Origin of the sequence: Nostoc sp. (assembly GCF_036916655.1) — a bacterium.
GTDB lineage: Bacteria > Cyanobacteriota > Cyanobacteriia > Cyanobacteriales > Nostocaceae > Nostoc.
On sequence record NZ_JBALFY010000101.1, the window covers coordinates 205650 to 226384 of the forward strand.

Here is a 20735-nt window from a genome sequence, read left to right on the forward strand (position 1 = left end):
AAGTAGAGGCAAAGCATAAGGAAAAAATCTTTCTATAAAACGGAAAAATAGTCACCAAAATGCTTTTCCTTTACAGTAGTTAGTAGTTAGTAGTTAGTGATTAATTGTTGGTTGGAAAAATATCAACCAATAATAAAAATTCCCCATTCCCTATTCTCACTTAATGCCAGATTGCCAACTACCAATTAGTAACTACGATTTAGCAAATGAATATAGCAGTGGTGGGGTTAAGCCATAAGACAGCCCCAGTAGAAGTCCGGGAAAAACTGAGCATTCCAGAACCACAAATTGAAAGTGCGATCGCTCAGTTGGCCAGCTATCCCCATATAGACGAAGTTGCAATTCTTAGCACTTGTAACCGCCTGGAAATCTATATTGTTACCAGTGAAGCAGACCAAGGTATCCGGGAAATAACGCAGTTTCTTGCGGAATATAGTAAATTACCCGTGATTTCTCTGCGACAACACTTATTTATGCTGCTCCATGATGATGCCGTGATGCACGTGATGCGGGTAGCAGGTGGTTTAGATAGTCTGGTACTCGGAGAAGGTCAAATTCTGGCTCAGGTGAAGACTACTCACAAACTGGGGCAGCAATATAGCGGTATAAAAACCATTTTGAATCGATTATTTAAACAAGCGCTAACAGCTGGTAAGCGGGTTCGCACTGAAACTAGTATTGGTACTGGGGCTGTCTCGATCAGTTCGGCAGCTGTGGAGTTAGCACAGATAAAAGTGGCAAATTTAGCTGCTTGCCGAGTGGTAATTTTGGGTGCTGGTAAAATGTCGCGGCTGCTGGTGCAACACCTAATTTCTAAAGGTGCTGTGGAAATTAGTATTGTAAATCGCTCTCGCGATCGCGCCCTAGAATTAACAAAGCAATTCCCTCAGCAACCGATCAATATTCATCCGCTATCGGAAATGATGAGCGTAATTGCCGATAGTGATTTGGTGTTTACCAGTACTTCGGCAACAGAGCCAATACTTGACCGCGCCAAATTAGAAATGGTTTTAGAAGTTCAGCGCTCTCTAATGTTATTTGATATTTCTGTGCCGCGTAATGTTCATGCGGATGTAAATGAATTAGAAAACGTGCAGGCGTTTAATGTGGATGATTTGAAGGCAGTAGTAGCGCAAAACTACGAAAGCCGTCGCAAGATTGCACAGGAAGCCGAGCGACTTTTAGAAGAAGAAGTGGAAGCCTTTGATATTTGGTGGCGTTCTCTTGAAACTGTTACCACTATTAGCTGTCTGCGAAATAAAGTAGAAACCATCCGCGAACAAGAGTTAGAAAAAGCTTTGTCGAGATTGGGTTCAGAATTTGCTGAAAAACATCAAGAGGTAATTGAAGCATTAACACGGGGAATTGTCAATAAAATTTTACATGACCCGATGGTGCAATTGCGATCGCAGCAAGATGTGGAAGCTAGACGGCGCTGTATGCAAACTTTGCAAATGCTGTTCAACCTCGATGCAGAGGAACAGTTTAGTTAAATTAAACAACAAGTAAGATCCCCGACTTCGTAAAAGTTGTCGGGGATCTTTTGTTTTAAATTAGATATACTTCTAATTAGATATCTATCTAATTAGAAGTTAGTTATGCAGCCAGAGCAATTTAACATCTTACTGCGCTTTTTCAAGGCATTAGCGGATGATAGCCGATTGAAGATTGTAGGTATCCTGGCGAATCAGGAGTGTAGCGTCGAAGAATTAGCGGTGCTACTGCAACTCAAGGAACCGACGGTATCTCATCATTTAGCAAAACTTAAAGACCTAAATTTGGTAACAATGCGCCCTGAAGGTAATAGCCGCCTATATCAATTGGATAGCGAGGCTTTACAAAGCATTAGCAAGGAAATTTTTACACCTGAGAAAATAGCATCCTTGATTGGGGATGTGGATACTGAAGCTTGGGAAAGCAAAGTGTTGAAAAACTATTTCGACGGCGAATCCCTTAAAGAAATCCCCGCTAGCCGCAAAAAACGTTTAGTAATTCTTAAATGGTTGGTAAACCAGTTTGAAGTGGGAATCAACTATCCTGAACGCATGGTAAATGACATTCTCAAACACTACCATCCCGACTGCGCCACCCTGCGACGAGAGTTAATTGCTTGCCAGTTAATGCAGCGAGAGAATGGGGTTTATTGGCGTATAACATAGATATCAAAGATGAATAAGCAACCGCGCAATTATAGGTCGTATTTTTATGCAGTTAGAAACACAAAAAATATATTACACACCTGAAGAGTATTTAGAAATTGAAGAAAAAGCAGAATACAAAAGCGAATACCGTGATGGAGAAATTGTACCGATGACGGGTGGCACTACAAATCACAATAAAATTGCAGGCAACTTTTATGCTTATTTGAAGTTTGGTTTGAGAGGCAAAAACTATGATGTTTATATTGGCGATGTACGTTTATGGATACCCCGTTATCGGCAGCACACGTATCCTGATGTGATGGTGATTGAGGGACAACCTATTTATACAGGAACCAGCACAACAACGGTTATGAACCCGATATTAATTGCTGAAGTTTTATCTAAATCGACTAAAAATTATGACCAAGGCGATAAGTTTCTTTATTATCGCTCTATTCCAGAATTCAAAGAATATATTTTAATTGACCAATATCAGTATCATGTGATGCAATATGTAAAAACTGCGGAAAGTCAATGGTCATTTACTGAACTTGAAGATGAATCTGCAACTTTATCACTGCAAACGGTTGATTTTCAAATTGAATTGCGCGACCTTTATGAGCAAATAAATTTTGCAGAAAATAATGAGGATTGAAAAATAAACCTCCAATTCACCCCGGATGCTGGTTCATCCAACAAAATTAAGTTGGAATTGTTTAGCAAGTAACTACCAAAATCCTTCACTAAATTTGTGTTTCTCCCTCGGTAAAAATAGGAGGCCACAATTCAGTAACGGGCAATTCCCAACCGGGAAACAGTTCTGGTATCGTTAAAATATCACCATTTTCTAAAACTGTAGGTTCACCTGTAGAGCGATAAATTGTAACTGTCTCTTCATCAGGATCGATCAGAATCCCGACAACGGCTCCTAGTTCTATAAATTTCAGAATCTTGGCTGTTATAAGTTTAATTTTATCGCTCTGAGATTTAATTTCTACCACCAAGTCAGGGACAAGTTCGCCAAAGTAACGAGGACTTTGGAGAAGTCGGGAAGCCCGCACAAAGGAAACATCGGATGCTTTGAGGTTTGTATCTGGCATGATAAAACCGCCAGCAGAATCAAACACTCTTCCCCAGCGACGAGGATTTATCCAAGCAAAGAGAAAGGCGATGAGACGACTACTGATTTCGCTGGATACAATATCTGACGGGCCCATGACTGAAATTTTCCCATTTTCGAGTTCCAGCTGGTAATCTAAACCTGCTTCAGTAAAAGCGGTTTGAACTTGCTCTAAATCTCTGATTGTCATCATTGACATAAAAAGCTTTTTCCACTGAAGATATACAACTCGATTTTAACAAGAGCCAAATTTCCAAAAAAAATTAATCAGATGACAGCAAAACAATATCACCTTCTTTTGCAGCATTCTGAAAAAACTCTACCAATTTTGAATATAGTTCAAACAATGGCTCTATCTCCTCTTCGTCCCATCCTCCAGGGCTAGGATTTGGGTAAATTCCTGCTTCATTAAATACAGTAGAATTAAATCGGCTCTTCAATTCTTCAACAGAAATTTGACTTAAAGCATCGGCAACATCTCGAACCTCTTCAAGTGTGAGATAGCGTACAAATCCGTAACCCGCTTCAATGTGTGTCGGCGTACCTCCCATGACTACATTACAAAGAGGGGGTGATATTTGGGTATCACCTTCCAAACTTGACTCTCCAGTGAGAAGAAAATGTAGTGCGTGCCAATCATCAAGGCTGAAGTCACGTTTATTGCTTCGTTGCTCTTGTAGTTGGGCAATCATTGTCTGTGGATTACTAAAATCAAAAACTAAATCATCTAAATTAAGCTTAAAGAAAGATGCTGCTGCTTCAGTATCATTCTGAATTTCTGCAAATTTTTGCGGCGTAATGCGTTTATAGCTAGCTGTAATACCCATAATATTTAGTTGAACCTAAATGCTATTAATAGTGTTCCCTTTGACTTTGGAAAAGTAACAGTATTCATCTACTTTTATTTGTCCAAAGTCAAATTACTAAATACATTGCATAAACAGAAAGTTTATAGCACTTTTTTTTCCCAAATAAGCTTCTAGAACTTTGGGATTGGTTTGAATTTCCCAGGGTGTACCATCAGCTAAATTTTGCCCTTCGGCAAGTACCCAAACGCGATCGCACAAGAACATAATCACATCCATGTTGTATTCAAGCCACTTTTAAAGACTTACCTAATGTTTGTGGATCTGGTAAAGGCTGACCATCTTCTAAGTAAGATTCTATTAACATTTCCAAGACTTCCTGAGCATTTTTCAAAGCCTCCTCATAAGTGTCTCCATGAGTACAAGGCTGCATAACATCCGAGAAATCAGGTAATGAAACTACATAACATTCATCTTCATTTGACCATTGAATTAAGATTGTATATTTCATGCTTCTGGTTCCTTCTTTTCCTCCGCTTCTATCTTATTTAATTCTTCTAGTGCTTCATTAACCTGTTTTTCTAAATATAGTTTAGCGTCACTACCATCTTTACCAGCAATGATAATAGCTTTAGATAATTTTGGATGTATCCATTTGCTATGACTTCCCTTTGCCGATTTTTAGGTAAACCCCGATCGCAGTAATAAACTTTTCAGTTCTCTAATTTTCTTGGGCATATACTAATTTGCCTTTTGCCCAAGATTATTTGGGCATTTAACATGAGTATGAGTTTATTTGCCCAAATAAGCTTCTAGAACTTTGGGATTAGTTTGAATCTCCGAGGGTGTACCATCAGCTAAATTCTGCCCTTCAGCAAGTACCCAAACGCGATCGCACAAGGACATAACCACATCCATATTGTGTTCGATAATCAAAAAGGTCATCCCGTCTTGGCGATTCCAAGTGATAATGCGATCGCAAATATCATCAATCAATCTCGGATTCACCCCGGCGGCTGGTTCATCCAACAAAATTAACTTGGGATTCGTCATCAGCGCCCGTCCCATTTCTAGCAGCTTACGTTGTCCACCAGACAAGCAACCAGCATAATCATGTGCTTTTTTTGCCAAGCCCACTGATTCTAATAGGTACATTGCTCGCTCTTGCAGTTGCTTTTCTTCCTTAGCAACAATGTGCGGTTGCAACTGCACCTGCCAAAAATTTTCACCAGTTTGTTTTTGCGCCGCCAGCAGCATATTTTCTAACACCGACAACCGCGAGAGAGTGCGTGCAACCTGAAAGGTGCGTATTACTCCCTGCTGGGCGATTTGATATGGTTGTAAATTGTGAATCGGTTCGCCGTCAAAAATTACTCGTCCCTTGTCGGGGCGAATAAAGTTTGAGAGTAAGTTAAATAAAGTAGTTTTACCAGCACCATTGGGGCCAATCAAGCCCGTAATGCTGCCTTTAGGGACTTCGATTTTCGCTTCATTAACTGCTTTGACACCGCCAAAGCTTTTAGAAAGTCCAGTGGCTACCAAAAGGGGAAGCGGGGATGACTGATTATTTACCAAGGGTGAGTTCCTCCTTTTTCCCTAAGATACCTTGAGGACGCCAAATCATCAGTACCATCAAAATTAATCCGATTACCATGATCCGAAATGCACCCAAACGGGCTTCATCAAGGGGAATGATTCTAGGTAAGACTTCTCGCGTCAGCGCATCGTAAGCAAAGAAAATTACCGCACCTAAGATTGTGCCAACGTTATTACCAGAACCGCCTAAAATCACCATAATCCAAGTGTCAAAGGTGATTTGTGGTTGGAAATTATCAGGGTAAATAGCGCCGAGTTGCCAAGCGAAGAAAGCACCAGCGATACCCGCGATCGCACCCCCTAACATGAGAGATTGTAATTTATACCAAAAGACATTTTTTCCCAGAGCCTTGGGAATTTCTTCATCTTCTCGGATGGCTTTGAGAATTCTACCCCAAGGCGATCGCACCAAAATTTCTAAGCGCCAGTATACAAGTGCTAAAACCAACAGCAACACTAGCATTAAACCTGCTTTTGGGTTGTAGTTATACAGTCCAATCACCCCGGAAATATAAATTGCTGCCGCCAAAATTGCTAACACAATTCCCACAGCCAAGCGCGATACAAATTCTTGCTTGCTAGTTGTCCTTTTGCCTAAATCAGTAGTCCGAGATACTTGGGTAGTACGAATCCATCGCCACAATGTAAAGAAAGTTATGGCAGCTAGCAGCGTTAACAACCCAATCATCACAAATCTGACAAACAAATTCGGTTCTGTGGATAGGGGTATGGGATAACTTTGCACACCAAACGCCCCAGAAACCCAAGTGTCACCCACAGGTAATTCCTGGTTATTCACCACCAAACGAATTAATTCGCCCGTACCAATGGTGACAATTCCTAGATAATCTTCCCGTAAGCGTAGAGTTGCAAAACCAATTATCAAACCCAACAAGGCGGCGACAATTGCCCCAGCTATTGCCGATATTAATAGGGGTACACCCTTTAAGCTTAACAATACGGTTGTATATGCTCCCAGAGTCATGAAAGCAATATGACCAAAGTTAATTAGCCCCGTAAAACCCCACTGTAAATTGAGTCCGAGTGCGAATAAAGCGAAAAGTGCTGTAGAAATTGCTAAGAAAATTAGATAGTCAACCATGTTTTGGAATGGGGAGTGGAGAGTGAGGAATGGGGAGTGGGGAAGTAGGAATGGGAATTGGGAATGGGGAATCGTTATTTTCGCTTGTGCCCCTACTCCCTACTCCCCACTCCCACTCACTAAGCGAATAAATTTTAGCGTAGCTTGAGCGTAGCTAATTTTATGGGAATACTATTTATTGTTGGTGTTTGTTGGTAGGGAATAATTAACGTATGAATTTGCTGCGACTGAGAATGCATCATCTAATTGAGCAATTAGGTGATGACGATTTGCAAGACATTTGGAACGTTCTGGAAGGTTTATATTATGACTTTTATATGCTCAAAGCGATACAACAGGTTAAGCGATCGCAGCAACCGTGGGATATATTAACCCATGAAGAAGCGGTAAGACTGTTGATGTTTTTTTGATTCAGCAGCGCTTTCTTTTCTAATGCCAGTGGCCCCTCAAGTTTTGGTGAAGGTAACGCCCAGTGAGTCTGGAAATGCGCTATGCCAGGTCTTTTTTACTAGACCTGAAGAATCTAGAACCTGCCGCCTACGAGCGGGTGCATGATTTTGTTTTTATTGAGTTAGCCCAAAAGTGGCAGTTGAGTGATTTACAAGAACTACGACAGCTTGATGGTGAAGGCATTTTTCACCGCTTCACCCTCGATAATTATCTGATTGGTATAGAAATCAGGGGTGAAATTGTGAAATTTCTGCGTGTCATTCCTATGCCAGATGTTTAAACTGAGGAGTCAATCAATTTTGGATTTTGGAATTGCGGATTTTGGATTTGTTTCACCCACTTCGCTTTCTTAGCACGTTCGCGGTAGCGTCTGGTAAAGAAGTGCGGGGCATCAACCGAAATAATTTTTAATCTAAAATCTAAAATCTAAAATCTAAAATCTAAAATTGGCACGGTTAAGGGAACACTGAAAACTGTAAACTGTATAAGGCTAGGCAGGGATCGCTATAACCTTACATTAAACTGGTTTTTGAGAAACACTTTATTTGAGATTTCCCTATGGATGCTAGGGCACTTTGGCAACGATACCAAAACTGGTTATATTTCCACGAGGGATTGGGGCTGTACTTAGACGTGAGTCGGATACGGTTCGATGATGCCTTTGTGGAATCGTTGCAGCCGAAGTTTGACAAGGCGTTTGCGGATATGGCTCAACTAGAGAAGGGTGCGATCGCAAATCCTGATGAGAACCGCATGGTTGGGCACTACTGGTTGCGAAATCCTGATTTAGCGCCAGCGCCAGAACTTACACAAGAAATAGTCCAAACCCTAGAACAAATCGAAGCCTTTGCGGAAAAAGTCCAAACAGGTGCTATTCATCCTCCCAGAGCAAGCCGCTTTACGGATATTATTTCCATTGGCATTGGTGGTTCCGCCCTCGGCCCCCAATTTGTCGCCGAAGCTCTCGCTCCTGATTTCCCGCCCCTGAAACTTCACTTTATCGATAACAACGATCCCGCAGGTATCGATCGCGTTCTCAATCATCTCCGAAATAGCCTCGCCAGCACTCTGGTATTGGTGATCTCCAAATCTGGGGGAACGCCTGAACCTCGTAACGGCATGATTGAAGTTAAAAAAGCCTACGCCGGACACAATTTGGAATTTGCTCAATATGCGGTAGCAATTACCAGCGTTGATAGCAACCTCGATAAACTAGCCAAAGAAGAAGGCTGGCTAGCCAGATTTCCCATGTATGACTGGGTAGGAGGACGCACCTCAGAAATGTCTGCTGTGGGGCTAGTACCCGCCGCATTACAGGGGATTGATGTTCGTGCCATCCTAGATGGTGCAAAAGAGATGGATGACGCTACCCGCGTCCCAGATGTGAAAAACAACCCAGCAGCCTTACTTGCCTTGTCTTGGTACTTTACTGGCAACGGTAAGGGCGAAAAAGATATGGTTGTCCTACCTTACAAGGACAGCTTATTTTTATTCAGCCGTTATTTACAACAGCTGGTGATGGAATCTTTGGGCAAAGAAAAAGACTTAGACGGTAATGTTGTCCATCAAGGCATCGCTGTTTATGGCAACAAAGGCTCAACAGACCAACACGCTTACGTCCAGCAGTTACGCGAAGGTGTAGCGAATTTCTTTGCTACCTTCATTGAAGTGTTGGAAGATCGTCAGGGCCCATCCACTGAAATAGATCCGGGAGTTACATCAGGCGATTATCTTTCTGGTTTTCTCCAAGGAACCCGACAAGCGCTTTATGAAAATCACCGCGATTCCATTACAGTTACGATTCCCCAAGTTAATCCCCGAACTGTAGGGGCATTAATTGCGTTGTATGAACGCGCTGTTGGTTTATACGCTAGTTTGGTTAACGTCAACGCCTACCATCAACCAGGGGTAGAAGCTGGCAAAAAAGCTGCCGCCTCCATTCTGGATTTGCAAACACGAGTGGTAGCAGTACTACAAAAAGAAAAAACTCCCCTTTCTCTTGACGAACTCGCCGAAAAAGCAGGCGCATCAGATCAAGTTGAGGCAATTTACAAGATTTTGCGTCATATCCACGCCAATCAGCGAGGTGTTGTTTTACAAGGTGATCTTCAGAAACCCGGTAGTTTGAAGGTTTCTGCTAGCTGATAGCTCTAGTCTAAATATCACGTTTTACCCATAATTGTTGTATCAGCAACAATTTTTTATTGTGAAGCATCCTAGATAGAAGATATATCTTCCGTCTAGGATGCTTCACTGTATAATTCGTAATTCGTAATTTGACGAGTCACCTTGAAAGAACTAATGACTAGTTACCAAGAAGCGTTGACTAAAGTAACTCTTGGGTAAGAAACAGCGATCGAGTAAAAAAGGATTATTGTTATTTTCAGACGAAAAAGCACCTGGCTTATCACGATGACAGAATGGCGGTACGATTCCCCAATGTTCTGCCAGCCAAATCCAGTATCCTATTTCAATTCTACCGTAGCTTGAGACCGTAAGAATCTCTCCAACACTGTTGTTAATAGATACTAAATCTGAAGATGATTTGATTTCAATTAACAGCCAAGCTAACTCATCTACAGAAAAGTAATAGCCGTTTTCGGCAGCGATATCAACAAACTGTTGTGGATCTTTCGCTATTAGCAATTCTTCTTTGAGAGATGGCGTTTTTTGTGCAACATCAAAAAGATCCCAAATCTGTCTTCTCGTAATTAGAAACCAGGCAAGTTCTTCTGCGGTTAAATTATAACCATTTTCTGTTGCTAATTTGAGAAATGGCTCAAGGCTATCGGTTTCTGCTAGTTGACTTTTTAACTGGAAAGTTTGCTCTACTAGTGACAAAAAATCAATAATTTTTTGCCATGTAACTCTGTCAAAGTTTTTGTTAACTTTTATTTTTTCTTTCCAATAAATGTATTTATCTTCTTTAAGAAAGAAATTCCAAATTTGATAATACATGGGTCATTTACCTAAGCTTTAAACTTGGTAGATATTTTTGATTAATAAATACCAGTGTAGTAAGTATAATGTGTTTCTTCGACAGTACTAAATCTACTATCTTATGTAAATGAAGCTACACAGTGGCTCAGTATGAACTTTCTGTAAAGTTTGTCACCATAAATAATATTTACGCAGAAAAAGATGAAGGATTGCTATACCTAGAGTTGGCTGAACTAAGCTTTTTGTTGAGTATCATAAAATAAAATTAAGTCAATAGATAGTATTAATTATTTATGAATGAATCAACTGCAAAACAACCTGCACTTCATTTATTTTTAACGCAGAGAGGCTTGCCACAGGCTACCACACCACAGAGATGCAGAGAACACAGAGGTAATAAAAGAGATATATTTTGCTGTCTTTAGCTTGTAGGTAAATCGCGGAGAAAGTAAAAGCGATCGCTCTTCCAATCACTACCTTTAATTCGCCCCAAGTAGCCTGTTAATGGTGAAGAAAGTTCAATCAATAAATCGTGAACTAATTCGTCATTTAATCGGGGATTATGAGTAGCATTGTAATGAACACGGATTTCTGTAACTGTGAAACTTGGATGTGTAACTTTTGAAGTTTCATTGTCTTGTTCAGAGAGTTCTTTGAGTGCTGTAATTATCTGCGATCGCAGGCTCATCTCTGTATAAACTTGGTCAATATATTTTTCTACTTCCTCATCAGATTGACCTGCTTTTAAATATTCTTTTAGCTTAAATAAGTCTACTGAGTTGCGATGGTTACTTTGTAACTTGACTAATTTCTGAAGCGTTTCTGGTTTAATGATAGCCATACTTTGTATTTTTGCAGCATCTTGTAGTTGAGTTGTTGGTTCACCAGGGCCAATAATTAATTTAGCAGCCTGATTAAAAAGGTCTGGTCGGCGTAGCATTCCCAAATTCAATAGTTGCACTGCGGTATCATTGGGAATCTTTCTACCTGCTTTGCATTCACCAAATAATGGGTATGGTTTGGAACAAAATAAATCTAAACCACCCGCACCGCCTTTGTGAGCATAGTCAATCGTAAATCCCAGAAGCTCTAAGCTATCACGCACTACATTTTCAAAATCTGTACCAGCTTGATAGTTAGTTTTTTTATCATCTTGTTCGATACTGCGATCGCCCAATGCTGCAATATCATTTATCCAAGCTAAATTCGGATCGGCTTGCTTAATTAGCTTGTCACTACTCCAACCTAAAAATACTTGGATATCGTTGTCTAATTGTTTCGCTGCTGGTTGGCTAATGCTTAGGGATGCGATCGCACTCTGCAATTCTTCCAATTCAGGATGTAGCGGGGGTTCTAGCTTTTCTAATTGGCGTTTGCGTTGGGCGAAGGTGCGATCGTTTATTACAGGTTTGGTATCAGTAACATTAATAAACTGTGGTAAGGGAATAAATTGGCTGTTTGAATTTATGGCAATTTCAATTGATTTAGGCAAATGATATACTCGCAGATATGCCAGAAAAATATTTTGACGTTGCGTTAATATTTCCTGTAAACCTTCTTTTGTCCAAATAGTTAGCTGTGATAAATAAGCTAAAGATTCAGCATTATTCAGAATTTGGCACATCTCACATCTCGCCCAAGCTTTTATCAAGGCTATTTTATAAGCGAGAAGGGGCAGTTTTAACTGTTCCTCATCTGGAAGTAAGTTAATTTGCTGAGGTTGTATTAAAACACCCTGACTATTTAGCTGTGTGAATGCACTTTGGGCAATTGGTAAAAAACTTGAGTGATAGTACTGCTCAACAGGTAGTAAATTAATTGATGAATCTGTTGGACAAAGGGCGAATTCTCGCCCTTTAGTAATAAATTGATTAGGCATTACTACAATTATTCTTCCTTGCAACAACGCCTCAATTTCTGATGCTGGTAAACGTAAAGCGGTATTAATCATTATCCCTGAAATAAATCATCTGCACCAACACTTACGGTATTTGTAATCTCTGTTCGAGTTACGTTGCTACCCTCAGTTTCTTCATTAATAGCATCTTGAGGAACTTGCCCTGATGGATCACTGAGAATTTCACGAATAAGATAATTATCAACTGCTATTTTATTTACGAAAATAAAATCAAGTATTTCTTCTTCACTCAATTCATAATCTTCACGCGCATAAAAAACTAATATAATAGCTAACAGTGGTTTTATATCTTCACTTTTCAGCAATACCCATTCTCCACCAAGTTTAGGTGATAGTAGTTGGCTAAGATATTCTTGAGCTTTAGTAGCACCTTTATTAACTTGCTTAGAACGAACTAAACATCCACGAGTCAAATCAAACTTTTTGTAATCAATTAATCGCTTTAATGTTGCCTGAACAAACATTCCACCTGATTCTTGTAATACGGCTACTCCAATTTTGACTGTTTTACCGTTGTCTTTGCCAACAATTTTGAAGTCTATGTATCCTCTATCAGCAGCTTTGACCGTAATTTCTGTAATATCTTCAATTTTGAATTTTTCTATAGTTTCTCCAATTAGTGCAGAAAAGCCTAACCATAGTGAATCAGAAAGCACAACTTTATTATCCATATAATCTTGTATAGTGCTTGCAAGCCCCTCAAATTCCTTAATGTAAGCAGATTCTACAGGGTTTTTAGATAGTATCTGAGGTTGTGGCTCTGTGGGAACTTTAAAATTTTCAGCACACCACTTTAATACTCGTCTAACAATAGGTCTTTCTTTTCCCAATTCTCTCAGTTTATCTTCGTCAAAAGGATATACTAGATGCGGTGGTGTTAGTCCTTTTTGATCATAAAAATCTTTTAGCCAAGTAGAAACTAAAGTTACAACATCATCAGAATTGAGATACTTTAACTCCAAAACTTTTTCACCAATCCGATCTACTACTGCTTCAGCATAAGATAAGACTTTGACTTGATGAACCCATGTTTCAGCATACATAGCTGTTAGCAAAACACCACTTTTAATGCTGTTGTACAAATCCTTAGCTATACCAGCAACAACTTGTGCTTTAGTAAAACCTGCCTCATTACATTCTGGTACATCTAATTCATCAAAACAAATCACTATTGGTTTATAGCGCCCTATTAAATCAAGAATTTGACGAATTGTAGTAAAAGATTCTGCTTCTTTATCTTGGTTACTAGGATTTGCTAAACCCATTTCGTCTGCTTTCGACTGTGGTAAGTTCCTTCCAGACAACCAGTTGATAGCAAAGGATTCATGACCTGAATCAGGAGAAAGTGTCCATATTATAGCTGTAAGAATATCAGGGTTTTCGATATCAGGCTTGATCGATAGTATCTTATCTCTCAAAATATCAACAACTCGTGGATTTTTTGCCAAAGCTCCTGGAAATTGATTAACAAGTTGTTGCGGTGTATGATTTTTGTTGAAAGCTTCGTTAATCAGAGCGGTTGCTAATTCTCGCCATTGACTTACACCTTGACTACCAATTTGTTTAAGGCTATTAGCAAGATTTCGCAAAAATTCAGTTTTAATTCGGTTTAAGTCAGCGCACTCACTCATATAGACAAACAATGCAGTCCCATCAGCCTGAAGGCGATGTCTAATCCTGCTAATGAGGTGGCTTTTGCCTAATCCTTTTTCAGCAGTAATGGTGACACCAAAGATGTGGCGCTGTCCAAGGCGAACTTTCTCAATGGCTTCAAAAATAGTATCTGAAACCTGAGCATTTAAAGAAGGTACATCAGGAAAACCCTTTCCCCAAACATCTTGACTTCTAACTACTAAAGGTCTATCAAAAGGATTTTGGCTTGCAATGGCATTAGTGATGTCTGTAATTGCAGATGAGGAGCTATTCATAAATTTGGTATGAGACAGATATTGAATGGCGATAATTCAAGAATCAAAAGTATTTAGAAAGTTGGGTTTATGAGTTCAAACGCTTGGCATAGCAGCGCAATCCACTCACTTCTGTGGTTATAGAATCTTCTATCTGTGCTGGATCATTGTCTGGTAAGCTACCGCCTTGTAGTTGCAAAATGTCGTTAGCCTGCATTTCTAGCAACCATTCATTGAAATTGGAACGACTAATGCGATCGCCGACTTCCCTTCTGATACGATAAATTGGCACCAGATCATCTAGGTTGTAGTTCTGGTTCAACTTGTCGTAGACTTCCAACGCCACAGATTTAAACTCGTCATAAGATGCGATCGCACCCTTCCCATTAACCAGTACATCTGCACCAGTCACCACAACATCAATCTGATTAATCCACTTCACCAACGCATTCGCCGCCCACGTACCGACAATCGTCCCTTCAAACTTAAAATCGCCACTTCTCAAACCCTCACCCAATGCCTCTAAACCCTTGTCAGACGTGAGAGAATATCCCTTTTTGGAGATTGCGATCGCACCCTCTTTCTGCAAATCCTCGAATATGCCCTGATAATCTGCTACCTTCTGGCTTTTCGATACAATTCGCTTTGTAAGCTGACCTTTCTTAACTTCCTGCTGCGTTCCTCCCAAATCCCACAAAGCCAAAAGAAGACGAGTGCTAGTATTTTTTGATGTCATATTGAGCGTACTTTTTCACAAAAAGCATCATAGTAACTGTATCTTTTTAAATTATTTACACAGAAAAAATAACCGAGAAATTGCTGAAGATTCCAGCGTTTGAGCTAAATAGACCCATAAAAAATCAAAAATATATTTCCTTAGGATGAATGCAACTTCTCTCAAAGGCAGGATGGAATACTTGAGAAAATCCACGATCATGATAGAGACACGCTGTAGCTGTGCAGTTGTAAATTAAGTGGTATATGTTTGTTTCAATTCCCCGCGAAATAACAGGAATTCCAACTTTGTTTTTGCAACAGCAAGGCTTTTAGCAAATACAGGTGAGAACGAAATCCAATGAACACAATATATAAAGAACGTAAAATAGTTTCGCGTCTATTTGCAGTGCTGCTTTCGGCATTGTTAATGGTACCCTTGCTGAGTAGCTGTGGAGGCGGTTCCCAAAAAGCTAATGTGCCACCACCAGTAGATGACAGCATTGGTAGAACAGTGAGCGATCGCACCAACCAAACCGAAGCTAAGAAGGGCTTGTCTACAGGGCAAAAAGTTGCTATTTTGGCGGGAGCGGCTGGACTTTATTACCTCTACAACCAGCACAAGAATGCTTCCCAAGAAGGAGCGCAAGGTAAATACTATCTTTCCAAGAATGGGCGTGTATACTACCGTGATGCTGAACATCGCGCTCACTGGGTAACGCCACCAGCAGAAGGAATTCGCGTACCAGAATCGGAAGCACAAAAGTATCGGGAATTCCAAGGCTATAACCGGAGTGCCACAGGTCGCGATCTCACGGGTATAACTTCATCCGCAGCACCAGCACTCTAGAACGGCGAAGCGTGTGTAAATAAGAAAGCGGGTTTCCCAGAGGATAACGCCGATCGCGCCCGTCGGAAACACGAACTTAAATCAGGAGACAGATTATGGTAAATGAATTTTTCCGAAAGGCGAAAGACTTACTTTTGGGGTCGAACAGCGATCAAGCCGATCAAGATGGCGAATTTCGCGATCGCAATGTACGTCCAGCCAGCGAAGACCCCTACGGCGACCCCGCAGACCCGGCATCTTACGGCAACGTTACCCCAGCCAGTCAAGACCCCTACGGCGATCCCGCAGATATTGCGTCTTACGGCAACGTTCGCCCCGCTAGCGAAGACCCCTACGGCGACCCCGCAGACACAGGGGAGTTTGGTGATGTCCGTCCAGCCAGCGAAGACCCTTACGGCGATCCCGCAGATCAGGATTCTCGCCGCTAACGCCGAACCAATCTTGTGATATTGGTTTTCAAAGGGTGATGAATAACAAGTAAGGCAGCAGGTTTTAATCCCGCTGCCTTTTATTTTTGCTGCTATTTCTACAAATCACGAATATAGCGCTTCTCGTTTTGATGCTCACTCCCCTTCCCTGCCTTCGGCACGCTGCGCGAACGCAGGAAGGGGCTGGGGGTTAGGTCTGTATTTCACGCAATTGAGAACCGCTATAATTACACACAATTGGGGAGTTAGAGGAAGAAAACATAAATTAACATGAGTTCGACGAACCTCTCCCAGCCTTGAACTAAAGTTCAAGTCTGTCCCTCTCCGACTCGGAGAGGGACGGTTTTGCGTAGTAAAACCTTCTTAGAGGTTTTTTGATTGAGTAAATTGGATAGAAATTATATAAGCAATCGAATTCACGTTAAATTAAGATGCGATTTTTCTCAGCAAGAATTCAGGAGTCAAAATAAATGCTGAATTCTGAATTCTGACTCCTGAATTCTTTATTGATTATTTAAACTCTTCGAGCTGATCCACACGTAACCAAATATTAGGTGTTGGCACGTTCCCAAATTTAATTAGGGCGTAATCACCTTTGATATCTACAATTTCGCCCTTGGTTTCAAACAAATAAGAAGGAAAGCGAGGATCGCTGGCTTTAGCCTCCAGACTGTTTTCTAGTTTTTCGCGCACAGCGCGAACTATATCCCCTTTTTTTACTGCCATGAATTCCTCTCTCAAATTTGTAACGTCTTTCACCTGTATTTTAAAAGAGTTCTGAATTAGAACTCCTAACTCCTGTAAAGAAGCGATTAATCGCGTCTCCTCACTCCTCCTAGCGTTTGACACTGGGAGCAAAAATGACTAGAACGCCCAGCTAACCTGATCCGTTGAATTGATGTACCACAAACTCGACAGGGTTCTCCAGCGCGGTTATAAACCCAGGCTACACCACCATAGTTGCCGTTAGTACCTTTGACATTTAAGAAATTACTAAATGTCGTACCACCAGCCTCAATGCTGGTTTCTAACACTTGAATGATGGCGGTTCGCAAAGGCTTAATTTGCTTTAGCTGCAAATCTATACACAAGGTTTCAGGTAAAATTCCGCTCTTAAACAACGCTTCATCGGCGTAGATGTTACCTAATCCCGCCACCACCGATTGATCCAGTAGCGCAGTCTTAATCGGACGGCGGCGGTTTTGGAGTTTGCTTGCTAGATATTCAACAGTAAATTCTGGTGAAAATGGATCTACTGCCAATTTTGCCAAACCGGTGATAATACTTTCTACAGCAACACCAGGCGGAACCAACCATATTTTACCGAAGGTTCGCTGATCGACAAAACGTAATTCCTGCTGATCCCCAAAAAATAATCTAACCCGCGTGTGTTTGTGTAGTGGTTCATCTCGATGTAACCACAGTAGTTGACCAGTCATTCGCAGATGAACCCCTAGCCAGCCGGAAGATGAGGAGAGTTCGGCGAGGAGATATTTACCGCGACGATGCCAAGTAGCGATCGCATTTTCTTCAATTCCATTAACAAACTCACCAACAGAAAACGGGTAGGCGATGGTGCGATCGAGCAACACATCTCCACCCGTGATTTCTTGGTTGAGGGTCAATTGATTTAGACCCCTTCGGACTGTTTCAACTTCAGGCAGTTCAGGCATTCAAGCTGAGTTAAGCAGGCAATTGTGATTTATTTGAGCGATCGAGGCAGAAGAGATGGGGTAGTAACTTACATAGCCGTATATAGCTCGTATTACTACCCAAAAGAAACCGTAAATACCCGCAGGGCGGCTCTCGTAGATTAGGGTAGGCTAGAACGAAGAATGAATGAACTGAAAATTTCAGATTTCATACTTCAGACTTAAGACTACCCTTCATCATCGCATCAAACAACCCCTTTATAGCGTTGCTGCTATTTTTTAGGTGGTTTAGCCTTTGGTGCTTCAACCTCGACTAATTCATCCTGGGCAAAGTTGTTGGTATTGATACCAGAGTAATTGACCTTTTCAAAGCGGACAATTACAGGGTATTTGATGCCGCTTTGGTCAATGGAAGCCACAGTTCCTAAATCCTGAAACCAGTAGGATTCAGGGCGGAGAATACGTACTTTAGAACCACGTTGAACCATGATTATTTTCCCTTTTAGTTATCAATCGCCAATCTAGAGGGCTAATTGATTTCACTCTACATCCTCAAGGTCGCAGCAGGAGTCTTTGTTAAGTTATTTGTCTGAATTGGGGGCTGGGGACTGGGGACTGGGGATTGGGGATTGGGGATTGGGGATTGAATATTAGTTATTCTTTCTTCCTTCTCTCCCCTCATCTCCCCTTATCTTCCTCATCTCCCCGATCGCATAGCACATCTAAAATTGCAAAAGGTATTAGACCCTACTTGACAAGGTAGACGTTATAGTGTACTTTCATTCGCAAAGAGCTATTTTGTAAAAGCTTATGTTTTAGTTAAGACAAACACACTTCCCTCATTACCTCTGCCGATCCGTAGGTCGTTATCTATATAAGTGATATCTAACCAGCCTTGCTGTCTGTCACTTTTTATAGCAACATCAATTCCGGGAAATTTTCTACCTTCTTCAATTTGTTGGATAAAAGTTACCGGAGAATTGTATTCTATTAAACGTTGTAAGCCGATAATAGAACGCTCAAATTTTACTTGGACACGCCGACCTGAAACAGGCTCAAATTTAGCAGCAACGCTGACTAATCCTTCTAAATAAGGTAAGCCATAAATCTCAGCTATGTTGTAAACACTGGTAGTTTCTACCCGAATACACTGATAGATTTGACCCAGTTTACATAAGGGTAGACGATCTAAGTTTAAAAGAGCCTTGCTAGTGGTGTATAGTAATCGCCAATTGCCATCTAGCAAATTACTAGCTTCCACCGGACGGGGTGTAGGATTAAAGTCTTCTAAAGTAGCGATCGCTGCTAAGATAGCTTGTTTCTGTGCTTCGGTCGCTAGTAGACCGCGATTTGTACCAGCGATCGCATCCATAAGAGCCGCTTTTCCCATCATCGCCTGTCACCTCAAAAATTATTCACTTTCCATCAGCATAAACAAGATATTAATGACATATATGTAGAGCCATACAAATTACTAAGAATCGCTTGGACTAAGCCTTATGCTTATTAAATAAAAAAATTTCTATCCGAATGCGGATTTATCAACCAAAGGGTTGAAAAGATAACTAAATTAATCCGTGTCAAGTGATAGACTCTAAATGTCAACTTACGTCAACCTTTTCTTGTCCTGACTCGATATGTTGAACTCTCCATTACGTGAAGAACCCCGTAACCAGCGAGCCGATGTCATCCCCGTAAAGCCAGAGTCTTCTTTGTTGGACTGGTTACAAAATAATGGTCGCATCATCGCGCGTGATGTTCACGAACCGGATTTTCAAGGTGACGAAGAAGGAATAGACTCCCTAATGGGTGTAGAAGATGGAATTGGCTACGACCTCGATGATGATGACGATGATGATATAGGAATCGCTGAGAATTAGCCTTTTCAGGCTAGGGACTTGGCAGTATCCCTAGTTACTAGTATTCAATTTTATAAGTGTGGAGTGAAGGGAAACTTTTGTGGACGCTAAATTATCTCCTGAGCAAGGATTAAATATTTCTGGAATCGCTCTCGCCTCTTTATTAGCCATAGGGCTAGGTACAACAGCATTTTTCTTGGATTCGATGGCCAATCGGCTACCCTGGCAAAGCATCTCGCTAACTCTGCCACTGCTGTTGTGTACGTTGGGTTCAGGTGTGGTGGGCTATTGGGTAATACCTTTACTTCAAGCACTTAAAACTGGGCAAATAATTCGCGAAGATGGGCCCCAAGCTCATCTCAAAAAAGCAGGCACTCCCACAATGGGCGGTATATTTTTTATACCTGTATCTGTGCTGATTGCCTGTATATTGTCTAACTTTTCTAAAGAGGTACTTGCAGTTTCGGCTTTGACAACCAGCTATGGATTGATAGGCTGGCTTGACGATTGGCAAATTCTGCGCCGGAAATCAAATAAAGGTATATCTCCCCGGACAAAACTAGCTTTGCAGGTGAGTTTTGCGGCTGTGTTTTGTCTATGGCTGATGTTTAATCAACCTTCTAATATTACAAATATTGCTTTGCCTTGGGTGGGCTTGACACTACCATTAGGATTTCTATTTTGGCCTTTAGCTGGTTTTGTGCTAGTTGCAGAAAGTAATGCGACTAATTTAACAGATGGTATTGATGGCTTGGCAGCAGGAACAGTTGCGATCGCACTTTTGGCATTAGGTGCTTTAGTCGCCCCAACAGCACCAGGATTGATGGTTTTCTGTGCTGCTTTAAGTGGCGGGTGCTTAGGTTTCTTAGCCCATAATCGCAACCCAGCCCGCGTCTTCATGGGAGATACTGGTTCCCTGGCATTGGGAGGAGCTTTAGCTGCTGTAGCATTATTGACAAACACTTTAGTAGCTCTGTTTATTCTCAGTGGTATCTTCTTCGTAGAAACCCTTTCGGTGATGGCACAGGTAAGTTATTACAAAGCCACGAAAGGCCCCGATGGCAAAGGTAAACGTCTCTTTAAAATGGCACCTTTACACCATCATTTAGAACTTACTGGCTGGTCTGAATTGCAAGTGGTTGGAGTGTTTTATATTATAGCTGCTATTTTGGCTACCATCTGTTTAGCGTAGGCGCAGCCCGCCACAGACATCGCTCCATTCTGAATGTTTTATAAAACTGCTTGAATATAA

At 41.1% G+C, this 20735-nt stretch carries 23 protein-coding genes and 2 pseudogenes; 10 read left to right on the forward strand and 15 right to left on the reverse strand.

Annotated features, from left to right (window positions below):
* Positions 1 to 206: 206 nt before the first annotated feature.
* The 3 genes from V7L31_RS28295 (at position 207) to V7L31_RS28305 (ending at position 2796) form a co-directional block, all read left to right on the forward strand.
* Entirely contained in the window at positions 207 to 1493 is a 1287-nt protein-coding gene (locus tag V7L31_RS28295) for a glutamyl-tRNA reductase (RefSeq protein WP_289795305.1), read from the forward strand.
* 105 nt (positions 1494 to 1598) lie between these two features.
* Entirely contained in the window at positions 1599 to 2159 is a 561-nt protein-coding gene (locus V7L31_RS28300) for a DUF2087 domain-containing protein (RefSeq protein ID WP_334699295.1), read from the forward strand.
* A gap of 46 nt (positions 2160 to 2205) precedes the next feature.
* On the forward strand, positions 2206 to 2796 hold the full coding sequence (locus tag V7L31_RS28305) for a Uma2 family endonuclease (RefSeq protein WP_334699296.1): 591 nt from the start codon (positions 2206 to 2208) through the stop codon (positions 2794 to 2796).
* 88 nt (positions 2797 to 2884) lie between these two features.
* On the opposite strand, the gene V7L31_RS28310 is transcribed toward V7L31_RS28305, so the two are convergent.
* The 7 genes and pseudogenes from V7L31_RS28310 to V7L31_RS28340 all read right to left on the reverse strand — a co-directional run bounded on the left by V7L31_RS28310 (position 2885) and on the right by V7L31_RS28340 (position 6765).
* On the reverse strand, positions 2885 to 3460 hold the full coding sequence (locus V7L31_RS28310) for a Uma2 family endonuclease (RefSeq protein WP_334699297.1): 576 nt from the start codon (positions 3458 to 3460) through the stop codon (positions 2885 to 2887).
* A 64-nt stretch (positions 3461 to 3524) separates the two neighbouring features.
* Entirely contained in the window at positions 3525 to 4088 is a 564-nt protein-coding gene (locus V7L31_RS28315) for a YfbM family protein (RefSeq protein WP_334699298.1), read from the reverse strand.
* A 96-nt stretch (positions 4089 to 4184) separates the two neighbouring features.
* A pseudogene (locus tag V7L31_RS28320) lies at positions 4185 to 4358 on the reverse strand (hypothetical protein); the annotation flags it as partial.
* Complete coding sequence (locus tag V7L31_RS28325) at positions 4354 to 4578, reverse strand: type II toxin-antitoxin system HicB family antitoxin (RefSeq protein ID WP_334699300.1); 225 nt, start codon at positions 4576 to 4578, stop codon at positions 4354 to 4356. The pseudogene V7L31_RS28320 and the gene V7L31_RS28325, both read right to left, overlap by 5 nt.
* Positions 4575 to 4805, reverse strand: a pseudogene (locus V7L31_RS28330) (type II toxin-antitoxin system HicA family toxin). The gene V7L31_RS28325 and the pseudogene V7L31_RS28330 overlap by 4 nt, the downstream one beginning before the upstream one ends.
* Before the next feature lie 54 nt (positions 4806 to 4859).
* The gene (locus V7L31_RS28335) at positions 4860 to 5642 is read right to left on the reverse strand and encodes an ABC transporter ATP-binding protein (protein ID WP_334699301.1); all 783 of its coding nucleotides are present in this window, start codon (positions 5640 to 5642) and stop codon (positions 4860 to 4862) included.
* Positions 5632 to 6765, reverse strand: a complete 1134-nt coding sequence (locus V7L31_RS28340) for a branched-chain amino acid ABC transporter permease (RefSeq protein ID WP_334699302.1) — start codon at positions 6763 to 6765, stop codon at positions 5632 to 5634. The genes V7L31_RS28335 and V7L31_RS28340 overlap by 11 nt, the downstream gene beginning before the upstream one ends.
* A gap of 212 nt (positions 6766 to 6977) precedes the next feature.
* Here V7L31_RS28340 and V7L31_RS28345 point away from each other — a divergent pair, with 212 nt between their 5' ends.
* The 3 genes from V7L31_RS28345 to V7L31_RS28355 all read left to right on the forward strand — a co-directional run bounded on the left by V7L31_RS28345 (position 6978) and on the right by V7L31_RS28355 (position 9360).
* Entirely contained in the window at positions 6978 to 7175 is a 198-nt protein-coding gene (locus V7L31_RS28345; RefSeq protein WP_179067621.1) for a hypothetical protein, read from the forward strand.
* 62 nt (positions 7176 to 7237) lie between these two features.
* Positions 7238 to 7495, forward strand: a complete 258-nt coding sequence (locus V7L31_RS28350) for a cytotoxic translational repressor of toxin-antitoxin stability system (protein ID WP_292853673.1) — start codon at positions 7238 to 7240, stop codon at positions 7493 to 7495.
* A 278-nt stretch (positions 7496 to 7773) separates the two neighbouring features.
* Positions 7774 to 9360, forward strand: a complete 1587-nt coding sequence (locus V7L31_RS28355) for a glucose-6-phosphate isomerase (protein ID WP_334699303.1) — start codon at positions 7774 to 7776, stop codon at positions 9358 to 9360.
* A gap of 153 nt (positions 9361 to 9513) precedes the next feature.
* Here the strand turns inward: V7L31_RS28355 and V7L31_RS28360 are convergent, their stop codons facing one another.
* The 4 genes from V7L31_RS28360 to V7L31_RS28375 form a co-directional block, all read right to left on the reverse strand.
* A complete protein-coding gene (locus tag V7L31_RS28360; RefSeq protein ID WP_334699304.1) occupies positions 9514 to 10173 on the reverse strand; it encodes a Nif11-like leader peptide family natural product precursor in 660 nt (219 codons plus the stop codon).
* 403 nt (positions 10174 to 10576) lie between these two features.
* Positions 10577 to 12106 (reverse strand): DUF1802 family protein, encoded by a 1530-nt coding sequence (locus tag V7L31_RS28365; protein ID WP_334699305.1) that lies wholly within the window; start codon positions 12104 to 12106, stop codon positions 10577 to 10579.
* The gene (locus V7L31_RS28370; RefSeq protein WP_334699306.1) at positions 12106 to 14001 is read right to left on the reverse strand and encodes a P-loop NTPase fold protein; all 1896 of its coding nucleotides are present in this window, start codon (positions 13999 to 14001) and stop codon (positions 12106 to 12108) included. The genes V7L31_RS28365 and V7L31_RS28370 overlap by 1 nt, the downstream gene beginning before the upstream one ends.
* Positions 14002 to 14068: 67 nt before the next feature.
* Positions 14069 to 14716, reverse strand: coding sequence for a hypothetical protein (locus tag V7L31_RS28375; RefSeq protein ID WP_334699307.1), 648 nt, complete (start codon positions 14714 to 14716; stop codon positions 14069 to 14071).
* A gap of 339 nt (positions 14717 to 15055) precedes the next feature.
* On the opposite strand from V7L31_RS28375, the gene V7L31_RS28380 reads away from it, so the two are divergent.
* A complete protein-coding gene (locus tag V7L31_RS28380) occupies positions 15056 to 15544 on the forward strand; it encodes a hypothetical protein (protein WP_334699308.1) in 489 nt (162 codons plus the stop codon).
* Between the two features lie 95 nt (positions 15545 to 15639).
* Complete coding sequence (locus V7L31_RS28385) at positions 15640 to 15972, forward strand: translation initiation factor (protein WP_334699309.1); 333 nt, start codon at positions 15640 to 15642, stop codon at positions 15970 to 15972.
* Positions 15973 to 16482: 510 nt separating this feature from the next.
* Here V7L31_RS28385 and V7L31_RS28390 read toward each other — a convergent pair.
* From V7L31_RS28390 to V7L31_RS28405, 4 genes are all read right to left on the reverse strand, one after another.
* Entirely contained in the window at positions 16483 to 16698 is a 216-nt protein-coding gene (locus V7L31_RS28390; RefSeq protein WP_334699310.1) for an NAD(P)H-quinone oxidoreductase subunit O, read from the reverse strand.
* Positions 16699 to 16784: 86 nt separating this feature from the next.
* Positions 16785 to 17645 carry a DNA-formamidopyrimidine glycosylase gene (locus tag V7L31_RS28395; RefSeq protein ID WP_334699311.1) on the reverse strand — a complete coding sequence of 287 codons (861 nt, stop codon included), beginning with the start codon at positions 17643 to 17645 and terminating at the stop codon, positions 16785 to 16787.
* 251 nt (positions 17646 to 17896) lie between these two features.
* Positions 17897 to 18112, reverse strand: coding sequence for a photosystem I reaction center subunit IV (locus tag V7L31_RS28400; RefSeq protein ID WP_069073932.1), 216 nt, complete (start codon positions 18110 to 18112; stop codon positions 17897 to 17899).
* Between the two features lie 320 nt (positions 18113 to 18432).
* Positions 18433 to 19017, reverse strand: a complete 585-nt coding sequence (locus tag V7L31_RS28405) for a PAP/fibrillin family protein (RefSeq protein ID WP_334699312.1) — start codon at positions 19015 to 19017, stop codon at positions 18433 to 18435.
* Between the two features lie 244 nt (positions 19018 to 19261).
* Here V7L31_RS28405 and V7L31_RS28410 point away from each other — a divergent pair, with 244 nt between their 5' ends.
* Positions 19262 to 19504: a DUF3134 domain-containing protein gene (locus V7L31_RS28410; protein WP_334699313.1), complete on the forward strand. Its 243-nt coding sequence runs from the start codon at positions 19262 to 19264 to the stop codon at positions 19502 to 19504.
* A gap of 79 nt (positions 19505 to 19583) precedes the next feature.
* Entirely contained in the window at positions 19584 to 20675 is a 1092-nt protein-coding gene (gene mraY, locus V7L31_RS28415) for a phospho-N-acetylmuramoyl-pentapeptide-transferase (protein ID WP_334699314.1), read from the forward strand.
* Positions 20676 to 20735: the final 60 nt, after the last annotated feature.